This window comes from Escherichia sp. KTE172, assembly GCF_000408845.1.
Taxonomy (GTDB): domain Bacteria; phylum Pseudomonadota; class Gammaproteobacteria; order Enterobacterales; family Enterobacteriaceae; genus Escherichia; species Escherichia coli.
Genome location: NZ_KE137316.1, coordinates 1849105 through 1863348, shown reverse-complemented (window position 1 = coordinate 1863348; position 14244 = coordinate 1849105). Strand labels below are relative to the sequence as shown.

Annotated in this window: 17 protein-coding genes; 12 read left to right on the top strand and 5 right to left on the bottom strand. The window is 52.0% G+C overall.

Annotated features, from left to right (window positions below):
* Nucleotides 1-17 precede the first annotated feature (17 nt).
* The 7 genes from ispD to rpoS all read left to right on the top strand — a co-directional run bounded on the left by ispD (nucleotide 18) and on the right by rpoS (nucleotide 5949).
* On the top strand, nucleotides 18-728 hold the full coding sequence (gene ispD / locus G434_RS14850; RefSeq protein WP_000246141.1) for a 2-C-methyl-D-erythritol 4-phosphate cytidylyltransferase: 711 nt from the start codon (nucleotides 18-20) through the stop codon (nucleotides 726-728).
* Nucleotides 728-1207 (top strand): 2-C-methyl-D-erythritol 2,4-cyclodiphosphate synthase, encoded by a 480-nt coding sequence (gene ispF, locus G434_RS14855; protein ID WP_001219242.1) that lies wholly within the window; start codon nucleotides 728-730, stop codon nucleotides 1205-1207. The genes ispD and ispF overlap by 1 nt, the downstream gene beginning before the upstream one ends.
* Nucleotides 1204-2253 (top strand): tRNA pseudouridine(13) synthase TruD, encoded by a 1050-nt coding sequence (gene truD, locus G434_RS14860; protein WP_000568953.1) that lies wholly within the window; start codon nucleotides 1204-1206, stop codon nucleotides 2251-2253. The genes ispF and truD overlap by 4 nt, the downstream gene beginning before the upstream one ends.
* Nucleotides 2234-2995, top strand: a complete 762-nt coding sequence (gene surE / locus G434_RS14865; protein WP_001305779.1) for a 5'/3'-nucleotidase SurE — start codon at nucleotides 2234-2236, stop codon at nucleotides 2993-2995. Before truD ends, surE begins: the two co-directional genes overlap by 20 nt.
* Complete coding sequence (gene pcm, locus G434_RS14870; protein ID WP_000254708.1) at nucleotides 2989-3615, top strand: protein-L-isoaspartate O-methyltransferase; 627 nt, start codon at nucleotides 2989-2991, stop codon at nucleotides 3613-3615. The genes surE and pcm overlap by 7 nt, the downstream gene beginning before the upstream one ends.
* Nucleotides 3616-3754: 139 nt before the next feature.
* Nucleotides 3755-4894 carry a murein hydrolase activator NlpD gene (nlpD, locus tag G434_RS14875; protein ID WP_001272592.1) on the top strand — a complete coding sequence of 380 codons (1140 nt, stop codon included), beginning with the start codon at nucleotides 3755-3757 and terminating at the stop codon, nucleotides 4892-4894.
* 62 nt (nucleotides 4895-4956) lie between these two features.
* On the top strand, nucleotides 4957-5949 hold the full coding sequence (gene rpoS / locus G434_RS14880; protein WP_000081550.1) for an RNA polymerase sigma factor RpoS: 993 nt from the start codon (nucleotides 4957-4959) through the stop codon (nucleotides 5947-5949).
* 120 nt (nucleotides 5950-6069) lie between these two features.
* Here rpoS and G434_RS14885 read toward each other — a convergent pair whose 3' ends face one another.
* On the bottom strand, nucleotides 6070-6477 hold the full coding sequence (locus tag G434_RS14885; protein WP_001208065.1) for a MarR family winged helix-turn-helix transcriptional regulator: 408 nt from the start codon (nucleotides 6475-6477) through the stop codon (nucleotides 6070-6072).
* A gap of 146 nt (nucleotides 6478-6623) precedes the next feature.
* Here G434_RS14885 and G434_RS14890 point away from each other — a divergent pair, with 146 nt between their 5' ends.
* From G434_RS14890 to G434_RS14900, 3 genes are read left to right on the top strand one after another with little or no spacing between them, the layout of a single operon-like run.
* The gene (locus G434_RS14890) at nucleotides 6624-7217 is read left to right on the top strand and encodes a non-oxidative hydroxyarylic acid decarboxylases subunit B (RefSeq protein WP_001237176.1); all 594 of its coding nucleotides are present in this window, start codon (nucleotides 6624-6626) and stop codon (nucleotides 7215-7217) included.
* On the top strand, nucleotides 7217-8644 hold the full coding sequence (locus G434_RS14895; RefSeq protein ID WP_000863184.1) for a non-oxidative hydroxyarylic acid decarboxylases subunit C: 1428 nt from the start codon (nucleotides 7217-7219) through the stop codon (nucleotides 8642-8644). Before G434_RS14890 ends, G434_RS14895 begins: the two co-directional genes overlap by 1 nt.
* Before the next feature lie 10 nt (nucleotides 8645-8654).
* On the top strand, nucleotides 8655-8891 hold the full coding sequence (locus tag G434_RS14900; protein WP_000562983.1) for a non-oxidative hydroxyarylic acid decarboxylases subunit D: 237 nt from the start codon (nucleotides 8655-8657) through the stop codon (nucleotides 8889-8891).
* Between the two features lie 41 nt (nucleotides 8892-8932).
* On the opposite strand, the gene pphB is transcribed toward G434_RS14900, so the two are convergent.
* The 3 genes from pphB to mutS form a co-directional block, all read right to left on the bottom strand.
* Nucleotides 8933-9589, bottom strand: a complete 657-nt coding sequence (gene pphB, locus G434_RS14905) for a protein-serine/threonine phosphatase (RefSeq protein ID WP_001139307.1) — start codon at nucleotides 9587-9589, stop codon at nucleotides 8933-8935.
* A 24-nt stretch (nucleotides 9590-9613) separates the two neighbouring features.
* Nucleotides 9614-10477, bottom strand: a complete 864-nt coding sequence (locus G434_RS14910) for a tetratricopeptide repeat protein (RefSeq protein ID WP_001223109.1) — start codon at nucleotides 10475-10477, stop codon at nucleotides 9614-9616.
* 104 nt (nucleotides 10478-10581) lie between these two features.
* Nucleotides 10582-13143: a DNA mismatch repair protein MutS gene (gene mutS / locus G434_RS14915; protein ID WP_001272891.1), complete on the bottom strand. Its 2562-nt coding sequence runs from the start codon at nucleotides 13141-13143 to the stop codon at nucleotides 10582-10584.
* 75 nt (nucleotides 13144-13218) lie between these two features.
* Here mutS and G434_RS30320 point away from each other — a divergent pair, with 75 nt between their 5' ends.
* Both G434_RS30320 and G434_RS14920 read left to right on the top strand, forming a co-directional pair.
* Nucleotides 13219-13353 (top strand): hypothetical protein, encoded by a 135-nt coding sequence (locus tag G434_RS30320; protein ID WP_000611938.1) that lies wholly within the window; start codon nucleotides 13219-13221, stop codon nucleotides 13351-13353.
* Between the two features lie 76 nt (nucleotides 13354-13429).
* A complete protein-coding gene (locus G434_RS14920; protein WP_000015479.1) occupies nucleotides 13430-13774 on the top strand; it encodes a nitrous oxide-stimulated promoter family protein in 345 nt (114 codons plus the stop codon).
* Nucleotides 13775-13812: 38 nt separating this feature from the next.
* Here the strand turns inward: G434_RS14920 and G434_RS14925 are convergent, their stop codons facing one another.
* Nucleotides 13813-14241, bottom strand: a complete 429-nt coding sequence (locus G434_RS14925; RefSeq protein WP_000301062.1) for a TOBE domain-containing protein — start codon at nucleotides 14239-14241, stop codon at nucleotides 13813-13815.
* Nucleotides 14242-14244: the final 3 nt, after the last annotated feature.

Genomic DNA, 14244 nt, shown 5'->3' with positions numbered 1-14244 from the left:
TCAGCCCGGGAATTAACATGGCAACCACTCATTTGGATGTTTGCGCCGTGGTTCCGGCGGCCGGATTTGGCCGTCGAATGCAAACGGAATGTCCTAAGCAATATCTCTCAATCGGTAATCAAACCATTCTTGAACACTCGGTGCATGCGCTGCTGGCGCATCCCCGGGTGAAACGTGTCGTCATTGCCATAAGTCCTGGCGATAGCCGTTTTGCACAACTTCCTCTGGCGAATCATCCGCAAATCACCGTTGTAGATGGCGGTGATGAGCGTGCCGATTCGGTGCTGGCAGGTCTGAAAGCCGCTGGCGACGCGCAGTGGGTATTGGTGCATGACGCCGCTCGTCCTTGTCTGCATCAGGATGACCTCGCGCGATTGTTGACGTTGAGCGAAACCAGCCGCACGGGGGGGATCCTCGCCGCACCAGTGCGCGATACGATGAAACGTGCCGAACCGGGCAAAAATGCTATTGCTCATACCGTTGATCGCAACGGCTTATGGCACGCGCTGACGCCGCAATTTTTCCCTCGTGAGCTGTTACATGACTGCCTGACGCGCGCTCTAAATGAAGGCGCTACCATTACCGACGAAGCCTCGGCGCTGGAATATTGCGGATTTCATCCGCAGTTGGTCGAAGGCCGCGCGGATAACATTAAAGTCACGCGCCCGGAAGATTTGGCACTGGCCGAGTTTTACCTCACCCGAACCATCCATCAGGAGAATACATAATGCGAATTGGACACGGTTTTGACGTACACGCCTTTGGCGGTGAAGGCCCAATTATCATTGGTGGCGTACGCATTCCTTACGAAAAAGGATTGCTGGCGCATTCTGATGGCGACGTGGCGCTCCATGCGTTGACCGATGCATTGCTTGGCGCGGCGGCGCTGGGGGATATCGGCAAGCTGTTCCCGGATACCGATCCGGCATTTAAAGGTGCCGACAGCCGCGAGCTGCTACGCGAAGCCTGGCGTCGTATTCAGGCGAAGGGTTATACGCTGGGCAACGTCGATGTCACTATCATCGCTCAGGCACCGAAGATGTTGCCGCACATACCACAAATGCGCGTGTTTATTGCCGAAGATCTCGGCTGCCATATGGATGATGTTAACGTGAAAGCCACTACTACGGAAAAACTTGGATTTACCGGACGTGGGGAAGGGATTGCCTGTGAAGCGGTGGCGCTACTCATTAAGGCAACAAAATGATTGAGTTTGATAATCTCACTTACCTCCACGGTAAACCGCAAGGCACCGGGTTGCTGAAAGCCAATCCGGAAGACTTTGTGGTGGTGGAAGATTTGGGCTTTGAGCCTGATGGTGAAGGTGAGCATATTCTGGTTAGAATCCTCAAAAACGGCTGCAATACCCGTTTTGTGGCGGATGCACTGGCGAAATTCCTGAAAATTCATGCCCGTGAAGTCAGCTTCGCTGGGCAAAAAGACAAACATGCTGTAACGGAACAGTGGTTATGTGCTCGCGTGCCGGGCAAGGAAATGCCCGATCTGAGCGCCTTTCAACTGGAAGGCTGCCAGGTGCTGGAGTATGTGCGGCACAAGCGCAAGCTGCGTTTAGGGGCGCTGAAAGGTAACGCCTTTACCCTGGTTCTGCGCGAAGTGAGCAATCGCGATGACGTTGAACAACGTCTGATCGATATTTGCGTAAAAGGTGTACCGAACTACTTCGGTGCCCAACGTTTCGGGATTGGCGGTAGCAACTTGCAGGGCGCGCTGCGCTGGGCGCAAACCAATACTCCGGTGCGCGATCGCAATAAACGGAGTTTTTGGTTGTCGGCAGCCCGCAGTGCGTTGTTTAATCAGATTGTTGCTGAGCGCCTCAAAAAAGCAGACGTTAATCAAGTTGTTGACGGCGATGCGCTACAATTAGCCGGACGTGGTAGCTGGTTTGTCGCAACCACCGAAGAACTGGCGGAATTACAGCGTCGCGTCAACGATAAAGAGCTGATGATAACCGCCGCATTGCCGGGCAGTGGCGAATGGGGAACTCAGCGTGAAGCGTTGGCATTCGAACAAGCAGCTGTCGCCGCAGAAACTGAATTACAAGCCTTACTGGTGCGCGAAAAAGTTGAAGCCGCGCGCAGAGCGATGCTGCTGTATCCGCAACAATTAAGCTGGAACTGGTGGGATGACGTCACCGTAGAAATCCGTTTCTGGCTTCCGGCGGGTAGTTTTGCAACCAGCGTTGTCAGGGAACTTATCAACACAACAGGTGATTATGCGCATATTGCTGAGTAATGATGACGGGGTACATGCACCCGGTATACAAACGCTGGCGAAAGCCTTGCGTGAGTTTGCTGACGTTCAGGTGGTCGCCCCCGATCGTAACCGCAGCGGCGCTTCAAATTCTCTGACACTGGAATCCTCCCTGCGCACGTTTACCTTTGAAAATGGTGATATTGCTGTGCAAATGGGAACCCCGACCGATTGCGTCTATCTTGGCGTGAATGCTCTGATGCGTCCGCGCCCGGACATTGTTGTGTCCGGCATTAACGCCGGGCCGAATCTGGGGGATGATGTTATTTATTCCGGTACGGTAGCCGCCGCGATGGAAGGCCGTCATTTAGGTTTTCCGGCGCTGGCCGTCTCGCTTGACGGGCATAAACATTACGACACTGCCGCGGCGGTAACCTGTTCAATTTTGCGCGCACTGTGTAAAGAGCCGCTGCGCACCGGACGTATTCTTAATATTAACGTTCCGGATTTACCATTGGATCAAATCAAAGGTATTCGCGTGACGCGCTGCGGTACACGACATCCGGCAGATAAGGTGATCCCGCAGCAAGATCCGCGCGGCAATACGCTGTACTGGATTGGCCCGCCGGGCGGTAAATGTGATGCCGGTCCGGGGACCGATTTTGCTGCGGTAGATGAGGGCTATGTCTCCATCACGCCGCTGCATGTGGATTTAACTGCGCATAGCGCGCAAGATGTGGTTTCAGACTGGTTAAACAGCGTGGGAGTTGGCACGCAATGGTAAGCAGACGCGTACAAGCACTTCTGGATCAATTACGTGCGCAAGGTATTCAGGATGAGCAGGTGCTGAATGCACTTGCCGCCGTGCCGCGTGAAAAATTCGTTGATGAAGCGTTTGAACAAAAAGCCTGGGACAATATCGCCTTGCCGATAGGTCAGGGGCAGACAATTTCGCAGCCGTATATGGTGGCGCGAATGACCGAATTACTCGAGCTGACGCCGCAGTCGCGGGTGCTGGAAATTGGCACCGGTTCGGGATATCAAACGGCAATCCTGGCGCATCTTGTCCAGCATGTTTGCTCGGTCGAACGGATTAAAGGTTTGCAGTGGCAGGCGCGTCGCCGCCTGAAAAATCTTGATTTACATAATGTTTCAACCCGTCATGGCGATGGATGGCAAGGTTGGCAGGCACGTGCGCCGTTTGACGCTATCATTGTTACGGCGGCACCGCCGGAAATTCCAACTGCACTAATGACGCAGCTGGACGAAGGCGGGATTCTCGTCTTACCCGTAGGGGAGGAGCACCAGTATTTGAAACGGGTGCGTCGTCGGGGAGGCGAATTTATTATCGATACCGTGGAGGCCGTGCGCTTTGTCCCTTTAGTGAAGGGTGAGCTGGCTTAAAACGTGAGGAAATACCTGGATTTTTCCTGGTTATTTTGCCGCAGGTCAGCGTATCGTGAACATCTTTTCCAGTGTTCAGTATGGTGCCTTGCACGGTAATTATGTCACTGGTTATTAACCAATTTTTCCTGGGGGATAAATGAGCGCGGGAAGCCCAAAATTCACCGTTCGCCGCATTGCGGCTTTGTCACTGGTTTCGCTATGGCTGGCAGGCTGTTCTGACACTTCAAATCCACCGGCACCGGTAAGCTCCGTTAATGGCAATGCGCCTGCAAATACCAATTCTGGTATGTTGATTACGCCACCGCCGAAAATGGGAACGACGTCTACAGCGCAGCAACCGCAAATTCAGCCGGTACAGCAGCCACAAATTCAGGCTACTCAACAACCGCAAATCCAGCCAGTACAGCCAGTAGCTCAGCAGCCGGTACAGATGGAAAACGGACGCATCGTCTATAACCGTCAGTATGGGAACATTCCGAAAGGCAGTTATAGCGGCAGTACCTATACCGTGAAAAAAGGCGACACACTTTTCTATATCGCCTGGATTACTGGCAACGATTTCCGTGACCTTGCTCAGCGCAACAATATTCAGGCACCATACGCGCTGAACGTCGGTCAGACCTTACAGGTGGGTAATGCTTCCGGTACGCCAATCACTGGCGGAAATGCCATTACCCAGGCCGACGCAGCAGAGCAAGGAGTTGTGATCAAGCCTGCACAAAATTCCACCGTTGCTGTTGCGTCGCAACCGACAATTACGTATTCTGAGTCTTCGGGTGAACAGAGTGCTAACAAAATGTTGCCGAACAACAAGCCAACTGCGACCACGGTCACAGCGCCTGTAACGGTACCAACAGCAAGCACAACCGAGCCGACTGTCAGCAGTACATCAACCAGTACGCCTATCTCCACCTGGCGCTGGCCGACTGAGGGCAAAGTGATCGAAACCTTTGGCGCTTCTGAGGGGGGCAACAAGGGGATTGATATCGCAGGCAGCAAAGGACAGGCAATTATCGCGACCGCAGATGGCCGCGTTGTTTATGCCGGTAACGCGCTGCGCGGCTACGGTAATCTGATTATCATCAAACATAATGATGATTACCTGAGTGCCTACGCCCATAACGACACAATGCTGGTCCGGGAACAACAAGAAGTGAAGGCGGGGCAAAAAATAGCAACCATGGGTAGCACCGGAACCAGTTCAACACGCTTGCATTTTGAAATTCGTTACAAGGGGAAATCCGTAAACCCGCTGCGTTATTTACCGCAGCGATAATTCGGCGGAACCAGGCTTTTGCTTGCTAGTTCCGTCAAGGGATCACGGGTAGGAGCCACCTTATGAGTCAGAATACGCTGAAAGTTCATGATTTAAATGAAGACGCGGAATTTGATGAGAACGGAGTTGAGGTTTTTGACGAGAAAGCCTTAGTTGAAGAGGAACCCAGTGATAACGATTTGGCTGAAGAGGAGCTGTTATCGCAAGGGGCCACACAGCGTGTGTTGGACGCGACTCAGCTTTACCTTGGTGAGATTGGTTATTCGCCACTGTTAACGGCCGAAGAAGAAGTTTATTTCGCGCGTCGCGCACTGCGTGGAGATGTCGCTTCACGTCGCCGGATGATTGAAAGTAACCTGCGTCTGGTCGTGAAGATTGCCCGCCGTTATGGCAATCGTGGTCTGGCGCTGTTGGACCTGATCGAAGAGGGCAACCTGGGGCTGATCCGCGCGGTAGAGAAGTTTGACCCGGAACGTGGTTTCCGCTTCTCAACATACGCAACCTGGTGGATCCGCCAGACGATCGAACGGGCGATTATGAACCAAACCCGTACTATTCGTTTGCCGATTCACATCGTAAAGGAGCTGAACGTTTACCTGCGAACCGCACGCGAGTTGTCCCATAAACTGGACCACGAACCAAGTGCGGAAGAGATCGCAGAGCAACTGGATAAGCCAGTTGATGACGTCAGCCGTATGCTTCGTCTTAACGAGCGCATTACCTCGGTAGACACCCCGCTGGGTGGTGATTCCGAAAAAGCGTTGCTGGACATCCTGGCCGATGAAAAAGAGAACGGTCCGGAAGATACCACGCAAGATGACGATATGAAGCAGAGCATCGTCAAATGGCTGTTCGAGCTGAACGCCAAACAGCGTGAAGTGCTGGCACGTCGATTCGGTTTGCTGGGGTACGAAGCGGCAACACTGGAAGATGTAGGTCGTGAAATTGGCCTCACCCGTGAACGTGTTCGCCAGATTCAGGTTGAAGGCCTGCGCCGTTTGCGCGAAATCCTGCAAACGCAGGGGCTGAATATCGAAGCGCTGTTCCGCGAGTAAGTAAGCATCTGTCAGAAAGGCCAGTCTCAAGCGAGGCTGGCCTTTTTCTTTTGTTTGGGAAGTCGGTGTGTTTTGTCGCCTGGATAAGACTCGTCAGCGTCCTACCCGGCAATCAGCATCCTATTTGCTCATCATCTTGCGCACCAGCTGCATAAACAGCTCCTGCTCTTCTCCACTCAAACGCCCCAAAAATTCCGCATCCACACTGTCACCAATCGGTATCGCCGCAGCAAGTACCTTTTCTCCTTCGGCAGTCAGCCAGACAAAGCGTCGCCGCTTGTCAGCGGCGTCATGTTCACGTCTGACTAAGCCACGATTTTCCATTCTTGCCAACATTTCTGCCAGCGTTGCTTTGGTGCTGACTGCTGCTTCTATCAGTGCCACCTGTTCAATACCAGGCTTATCAGCAATGGCGCGCATCACCGCGTACTGTGGTTTGGTGAGGTCAGGTAACTCGTGCTGCCAGCGAGCCGTGTGCTGCTGAAAAAGCTGTCGTAACTGATGGAACGCTTTATTTCGTAACGCCATGTAAACTCCGGGCAAACTATCTGCCGCTATCATAGCGGTTTTTCAGTGACGAAGAAGATGTTGTTACTTTTCAGTGCTTGCCGCGATGAAAACAGAGGCGTATTTTAATAATAACGTTCGTATACGAACAATTAAGAGAATAAACAATGAGACTGATCGTCGGGATGACAGGGGCTACCGGTGCGCCTCTTGGGGTGGCATTACTGCAAGCGCTGCGGGAGATGCCGAATGTCGAGACTCATCTGGTGATGTCGAAGTGGGCGAAAACCACCATTGAACTGGAAACGCCTTACAGCGCTCGCGATGTTGCCGCCCTCGCAGACTTCAGCCATAACCCGGCGGATCAGGCTGCGACTATCTCTTCCGGCTCCTTTCGTACCGACGGCATGATCGTTATTCCATGCAGTATGAAAACGCTCGCCGGTATCCGCGCTGGTTACGCCGATGGTCTCGTAGGGCGCGCGGCGGACGTCGTGCTCAAAGAAGGCCGCAAACTGGTGCTGGTGCCGCGTGAAATGCCGCTTAGCACAATCCATCTCGAAAATATGCTCGCACTTTCGCGCATGGGTGTGGCGATGGTGCCGCCGATGCCTGCCTTTTATAACCATCCCGAAACGGTAGATGACATTGTCCACCATGTGGTAGCCCGCGTGCTGGATCAATTTGGCCTCGAACATCCTCACGCCAGGCGCTGGCAAGGATTGCCGCAGGCCCGGAATTTTTCTCAGGAGAATGAATAATGGCATTTGATGATTTACGCAGCTTTTTACAGGCGCTTGATGACCACGGCCAGTTACTGAAAATCAGCGAAGAGGTGAACGCGGAACCGGATCTGGCAGCCGCAGCCAACGCCACCGGGCGTATCGGCGACGGCGCGCCCGCGCTTTGGTTTGATAATATTCGCGGCTTTATCGATGCCCGCGTGGCAATGAACACCATCGGTTCCTGGCAGAACCACGCGATTTCCCTCGGCCTGCCGCCAAACACCCCGGTTAAAAAACAGATTGATGAGTTTATCCGCCGCTGGGATAACTTCCCCATTGCCCCGGAGCGCCGCGCCAATCCAGCCTGGGCGCAGAACACCGTCGATGGCGACGAGATTAACCTGTTCGATATTCTGCCACTGTTTCGTTTAAACGACGGTGATGGCGGTTTCTATCTCGACAAAGCGTGCGTAGTTTCCCGCGATCCGCTCGACCCGGATAACTTCGGCAAGCAGAACGTCGGTATCTATCGTATGGAAGTGAAAGGCAAACGTAAGCTCGGCCTGCAACCGGTGCCGATGCACGATATTGCCCTGCATCTGCATAAAGCGGAAGAGCGCGGTGAAGATCTGCCGATTGCGATCACGCTCGGTAACGATCCGATCATCACGCTGATGGGGGCCACGCCGCTGAAATATGATCAGTCCGAGTACGAAATGGCGGGCGCGCTGCGCGAAAGTCCGTACCCGATTGCCACCGCCCCACTGACCGGTTTTGATGTACCCTGGGGCTCGGAAGTGATCCTCGAAGGAGTCATCGAAAGCCGCAAACGCGAGATTGAAGGGCCATTCGGTGAGTTTACCGGCCACTACTCAGGCGGGCGCAATATGACCGTCGTGCGCATTGATAAAGTCTCTTATCGCAGCAAACCCATTTTTGAATCGCTCTATCTCGGGATGCCGTGGACGGAAATCGACTACCTGATGGGGCCAGCCACCTGCGTGCCGCTGTATCAGCAACTGAAAGCCGAGTTCCCGGAAGTGCAGGCGGTGAACGCCATGTACACCCACGGCCTGCTGGCGATTATCTCCACCAAAAAACGCTACGGTGGCTTTGCCCGCGCGGTGGGCCTGCGTGCGATGACCACGCCACACGGTCTGGGCTACGTGAAGATGGTGATTATGGTCGATGAAGACGTTGATCCGTTCAACCTGCCGCAGGTGATGTGGGCGCTCTCCTCGAAAGTGAACCCGGCAGGGGATTTGGTGCAGTTGCCGAATATGTCCGTGCTGGAACTCGACCCCGGCTCAAGCCCGGCCGGTATCACCGACAAGCTGATTATCGACGCCACCACGCCTGTCGCCCCGGACAACCGTGGTCACTACAGCCAGCCGGTGGTGGATTTACCGGAAACCAAAGCCTGGGCTGAAAAACTGACCGCTATGCTGGCCGCACGTAAATAAGGAGAACAAGATGATTTGTCCACGTTGTGCCGATGAACAGATTGAAGTGATGGCGAAATCGCCGGTAAAAGATGTCTGGACGGTCTACCAGTGCCAGCATTGCCTCTATACCTGGCGCGATACCGAACCGCTGCGCCGCACCAGCCGCGAACATTATCCCGAAGCGTTCCGCATGACGCAGAAAGATATTGATGACGCGCCAATGGTGCCGAGCATTCCGCCACTGCTGGTGGCAGATAAGCGTTAATAAAAAAGTGCCGGGTAGAGGCTTTGCCTTACCCGGTCTTGTCATTTTATTTTATAAAACGATAACCGCCCGCTTTCCGGCGAGCCGGTATCAATATAAACCTGATTGGCAAATGTCTGGATATTTGTAAACATCATATGCCCGAAGATAAAACAGTCGGCACCGTTTATTTCTTTTAACTCGCCTTTGAGTGATTTCTGCACGCGATCAACAGGCCAGAGTACCTCTCTTTCCGCTACTTCCTTGCCAAACTGATATTCATCACCCGGATAATCTGCATGTGCGATAACATATTTTATAATATCGTTGGTGATTTCTATAATATGCGGAAGATGATGAAAGCGAAGCAACAGGTCTATTGCTTCTTTTTGTTCTGAATCATTTAACTCAAAGAACCAGTCACCGCCACTGGCAAGCCACATATTGCCATCGCCAGTCGCGAAGGCATCAAGCGCCATTGCCTCGTGGTTGCCTTTAACCGATGTAAACCAGGGCTGGTTTAACAGGCGTAGCACGTTAAGACTATCCGGCCCACGATCAATATTATCGCCTACGGAAATAAGTAAGTCAGTTTCGGGGCAAAAAGAGAGTTGGTGTAAGCGGGATTGTAATAATTGATAATCGCCATGAATATCACCAACGGCCCATATATGGCGATAATTAAATGATTCTATTTTGTGATAGCGAATAGATGGCATTGATTTGAGCATTTTGGTTTGGAGTTAGTCTATTTTTTTTGAAATAATGGCGTTGATCTGTTTATCAGTAAATTGACCTTGGGCTTTGGCTTTATTTAACCAGAGCAACGCTTCTTCTTTATTTATGCCATTTCCATCAAGCCCCCAGGCATAAATTTGTCCTAAAGTAATTTGTGCAATAGGTAAGTTTTGAGTAGCAGCTTTCTCAAACCAGTATTTAGCCTGTCGTATATCTTTGGGAACGCCCTGACCATTAAAAAAAAGTGTCCCGTAATTATATTGGCCGAGTCGCTGACCCTTTTCTGCCGCTATTTTTAAGTGAGGGATAGCTTCAGCATACTTATTCTCTTGAATTCCGATAATCCCTAAGTTTGCATGTGCAATAGGATTGTCCTTCTGTACTGCTTTCTGAAGCCAATACTTGGCTTTGTTAATGTTTTGGAATTCCTGTGGGCCAAATTGATAAATATTCGCACAGTTTATTTGAGCTTGTTCATTCCCTTTTTCTGCCGCTTTCTCATACCAGTATATCGCAATACGATAGTTAGGCCCCGTATTATCATATCCGTAATGATAAATCTGTCCTAAGTAAAATTCAGCTTCATCATAATTTTGCTTTGCTGCAAGGTTGAGCCAATAAAATGCTTTGTTTATATCCTTCACTGAAGGACTTTCAGATAGACCATTCAGGTATATGAGTCCCATCACCGTTTGTGAGGCTTTATCGCCATGTTGAGCCTTGGCAATGATATCCTGCAGTTTATTTCGTGATTCCTTCGTAATATTATTTAATACTTGCTCGGGAATATCAAAATGTGAAGGGGTATCTTCGGCGCCTATTGCAGTGGCGCTAATTATTAAAATTATTGATGCAATCGTTATTCTCATTTTTTTCTTGAATGTTTTGTTCTTAATAGTGTTTATTTTACTCCTTTTTTATCTATCGGATAAGAGATATATGAGCCCCGAAGTTTAATCGGGGCTCATTAATATTACACCAGACTCTTCAAGCGATAAATCCACTCCAGCGCCTGACGCGGAGTCAGTGAATCCGGGTCGAGATTTTCCAGTGCTTCGACCGCAGGCGACGTTTCTTCTGGCACTGACAGCAAAGACATTTGCGTACCATCCACTTGCGTAGCGGCGGCGTTCGGCGAAATGCTTTCCAGCTCACGCAGTTTTTGCCGTGCGCGCTTAATAACCTCTTTTGGCACGCCCGCCAGAGCTGCAACCGCCAGGCCGTAGCTTTTGCTCGCCGCGCCATCCTGCACGCTGTGCATAAAGGCAATGGTGTCGCCGTGCTCCAGTGCATCGAGATGCACGTTAGCCACGCCTTCCATTTTCTCCGGTAACTGGGTCAGCTCGAAATAATGGGTAGCAAACAACGTCAATGCCTTAATCTTATTCGCCAGATTTTCAGCGCACGCCCACGCCAGCGACAGACCATCGTAAGTGGACGTTCCACGCCCAATCTCATCCATCAGCACCAGACTGTACTCGGTGGCGTTATGTAAAATATTGGCGGTTTCGGTCATTTCCACCATAAAGGTTGAACGCCCGGATGCCAGATCATCCGCTGCCCCTACGCGGGTAAAGATGCGATCGATAGGTCCAATCTCGACTTTTTGTGCCGGTACATAGCTGCCGATGTAGGCCATCAGCGCAATCAGTGCGGTCTGGCGCATATAGGTACTTTTACCGCCCATATTCGGACCGGTAATGATCAACATGCGACGCTGCGGCGACAGGTTCAGCGGGTTGGCGATAAATGGCTCGTTCAGTACCTGTTCAACCACCGGATGGCGGCCTTCGGTGATGCGAATACCCGGTTTATCAATGAAGGTCGGGCAGGTGTAGTTCAGGGTATAGGCCCGCTCCGCCAGGTTAACCAGCACATCAAGTTCTGCCAGTGCGCTTGCGCTCTGTTGCAACGCTTCCAGATGCGGCAACAGCAGGTCGAACAGCTCTTCATAAAGCTGTTTTTCCAGTGCCAGTGCTTTGCCTTTTGAGGTGAGAACTTTATCTTCGTACTCTTTTAGCTCTGGAATAATGTAGCGTTCGGCGTTTTTCAGCGTCTGGCGGCGCATGTAGTTAATCGGTGCCAGATGGCTTTGTCCACGGCTGATCTGAATGTAATAACCATGCACCGCGTTAAATCCGACTTTCAGCGTGTCCAGGCCGGTACGTTCACGCTCGCGGACTTCCAGACGCTCCAGATAATCGGTCGCGCCGTCAGCCAGCGCGCGCCACTCATCCAGCTCTTCGTTATAGCCCGATGCGATAACACCACCGTCGCGCACCAGTACCGGCGGTGTGTCGATAATGGCCCGCTCCAGCAGATCGCGCAGTTCGGCAAACTCACCCATCTTCTCACGCAGCGCCTGTACCGGAGCGCTATCGACATTTTCTAACTGCGCACGCAGCTCCGGCAGTTGCTGGAAAGCGTGACGCATACGGGCCAGATCGCGTGGGCGAGCAGTTCGTAAAGCCAGACGTGCCAGAATACGTTCCAGGTCGCCGACCTGACGCAGCACCGGCTGTAGCTCGGCGGTGAAATCCTGCAATGCGCCAATAGTTTGCTGGCGCTCAAGCAACACGCGGGTATCGCGCACTGGCATATGCAGCCAGCGTTTCAGCATACGACTACCCATTGGCGTTACAGTGCAGTCGAGCACTGAAGCCAGCGTGTTTTCCGCACCGCCCGCCAGGTTCTGAGTAATTTCCAGGTTACGACGTGTCGCGGCATCCATAATGATGCTGTCCTGCTCACGTTCCATGGTGATAGAACGAATATGCGGCAGGGTCGTGCGTTGAGTATCTTTCGCATACTGCAACAGACAACCGGCAGCACAAAGTCCGCGCGGCGCGTTCTCGACGCCAAAACCGACCAGATCGCGGGTGCCAAATTGCAGATTCAACTGCTGGCGCGCGGTGTCGATTTCAAACTCCCACAGCGGACGACGGCGCAGACCGCGACGACCTTCAATTAACGACATTTCAGCAAAATCTTCTGCATATAGCAGTTCCGCCGGATTAGTGCGTTGCAGTTCTGCCGCCATCGTTTCCCGGTCAGCCGGTTCGCTCAGGCGAAAACGACCGGAACTGATATCCAGCGTCGCGTAGCCGAAACCTTTGCTGTCCTGCCAGATAGCCGCCAGCAGATTGTCCTGGCGCTCTTGTAACAGGGCTTCATCGCTGATGGTGCCCGGCGTAACGATACGCACAACTTTGCGCTCAACCGGACCTTTGCTGGTCGCCGGATCGCCAATTTGTTCGCAGATGGCAACGGACTCGCCCTGATTCACCAGTTTGGCGAGGTAGTTTTCCACCGCATGGTAGGGGATCCCCGCCATCGGGATCGGCTCTCCCGCCGAAGCACCGCGTTTGGTCAGTGAAATATCCAGCAGTTGCGACGCGCGTTTTGCGTCGTCATAAAACAGTTCATAAAAATCACCCATCCGGTAAAACAGCAGGATCTCGGGATGCTGGGCTTTCAGCTTGAGATACTGCTGCATCATGGGCGTATGGGCATCGAAATTTTCTATTGCACTCATGGGGTTATGTCCGGTTCCCTGATATTAAATGGGGTGTGATGGTTTTTATTTTCGTTGTAATCACATAAGGCGCACATGATACCGGAGTTAATCATTTCAGGGGAAGAAGCGAACGGCGAGTTCTTGATGGTGATTCCGGGAAAGATGCTGTTTTGCAGCTTTTGCGTGATGCTTATGAAGCAAGTACGCAAAATTGTATCGGTTGGCTAACCCTTCTTCTTTAGAGTCATAGTGCCCTTTAAGATTAAGTTGTAATATAAATGCATCTTAATGAGATGGAGGCAGCATGTCCGGCAAGCGTATCTCTCGTGAAAAACTGACGATTAAAAAAATGATCGATCTTTATCAAGCGAAATGCCCGCAGGCGTCAGCGGAGCCGGAGCATTACGACGCGCTGTTTGCCTACGCGCAAAAGCGGCTGGATAAATGTGTGTTCGGCGAAGAGAAACCAGCCTGTAAGCAGTGTCCGGTGCACTGTTACCAGCCTGCAAAGCGTGAAGAGATGAAACAGATTATGCGTTGGGCCGGGCCGAGAATGCTGTGGCGTCATCCGATCTTAACCGTGCGTCATCTCATCGATGACAAGCGTCCGGTGCCGGAGTTGCCAGAAAAATATCGTCCAAAGAAATAAATCTGCCGGAGAGCCATACTCTCCGGCAAATAAGGCGTTTACGCTTTGGTGGCAATCAGGATGGCTGATGCTTTGATCAATGCAATAACGCGCGAGCCAGTGGTGAGTTTCATTTCATCCTGACTTTCATTTGTTACCACTGCCACAATTTCAAAACCCGCATCCGTTTTGATATGGACAGTGGCGTTCACTGCGCCTTCGGTGATTGTCGACACGCTGCCAGCAAATTGGTTGCGAGCAGAGAATTTCAGTCCACAGTCTTCCGTTGCCAGCGTGACCCACGGGGCTTTAATCAGGGCAATCGCTTCTTTCCCTTTTGCCAGACCAAGAGCCTGCTGGCTGCTGTGAGTCACAATTGCCACCAGTTTTGCACCACCTGCCAGCGTCAGTTCTACTTCATCATTCACAGCGCCCATTGCTACTGCGCTAACCGTTCCGGTTAATTGATTTCTTGCTGAAACTGCCATACT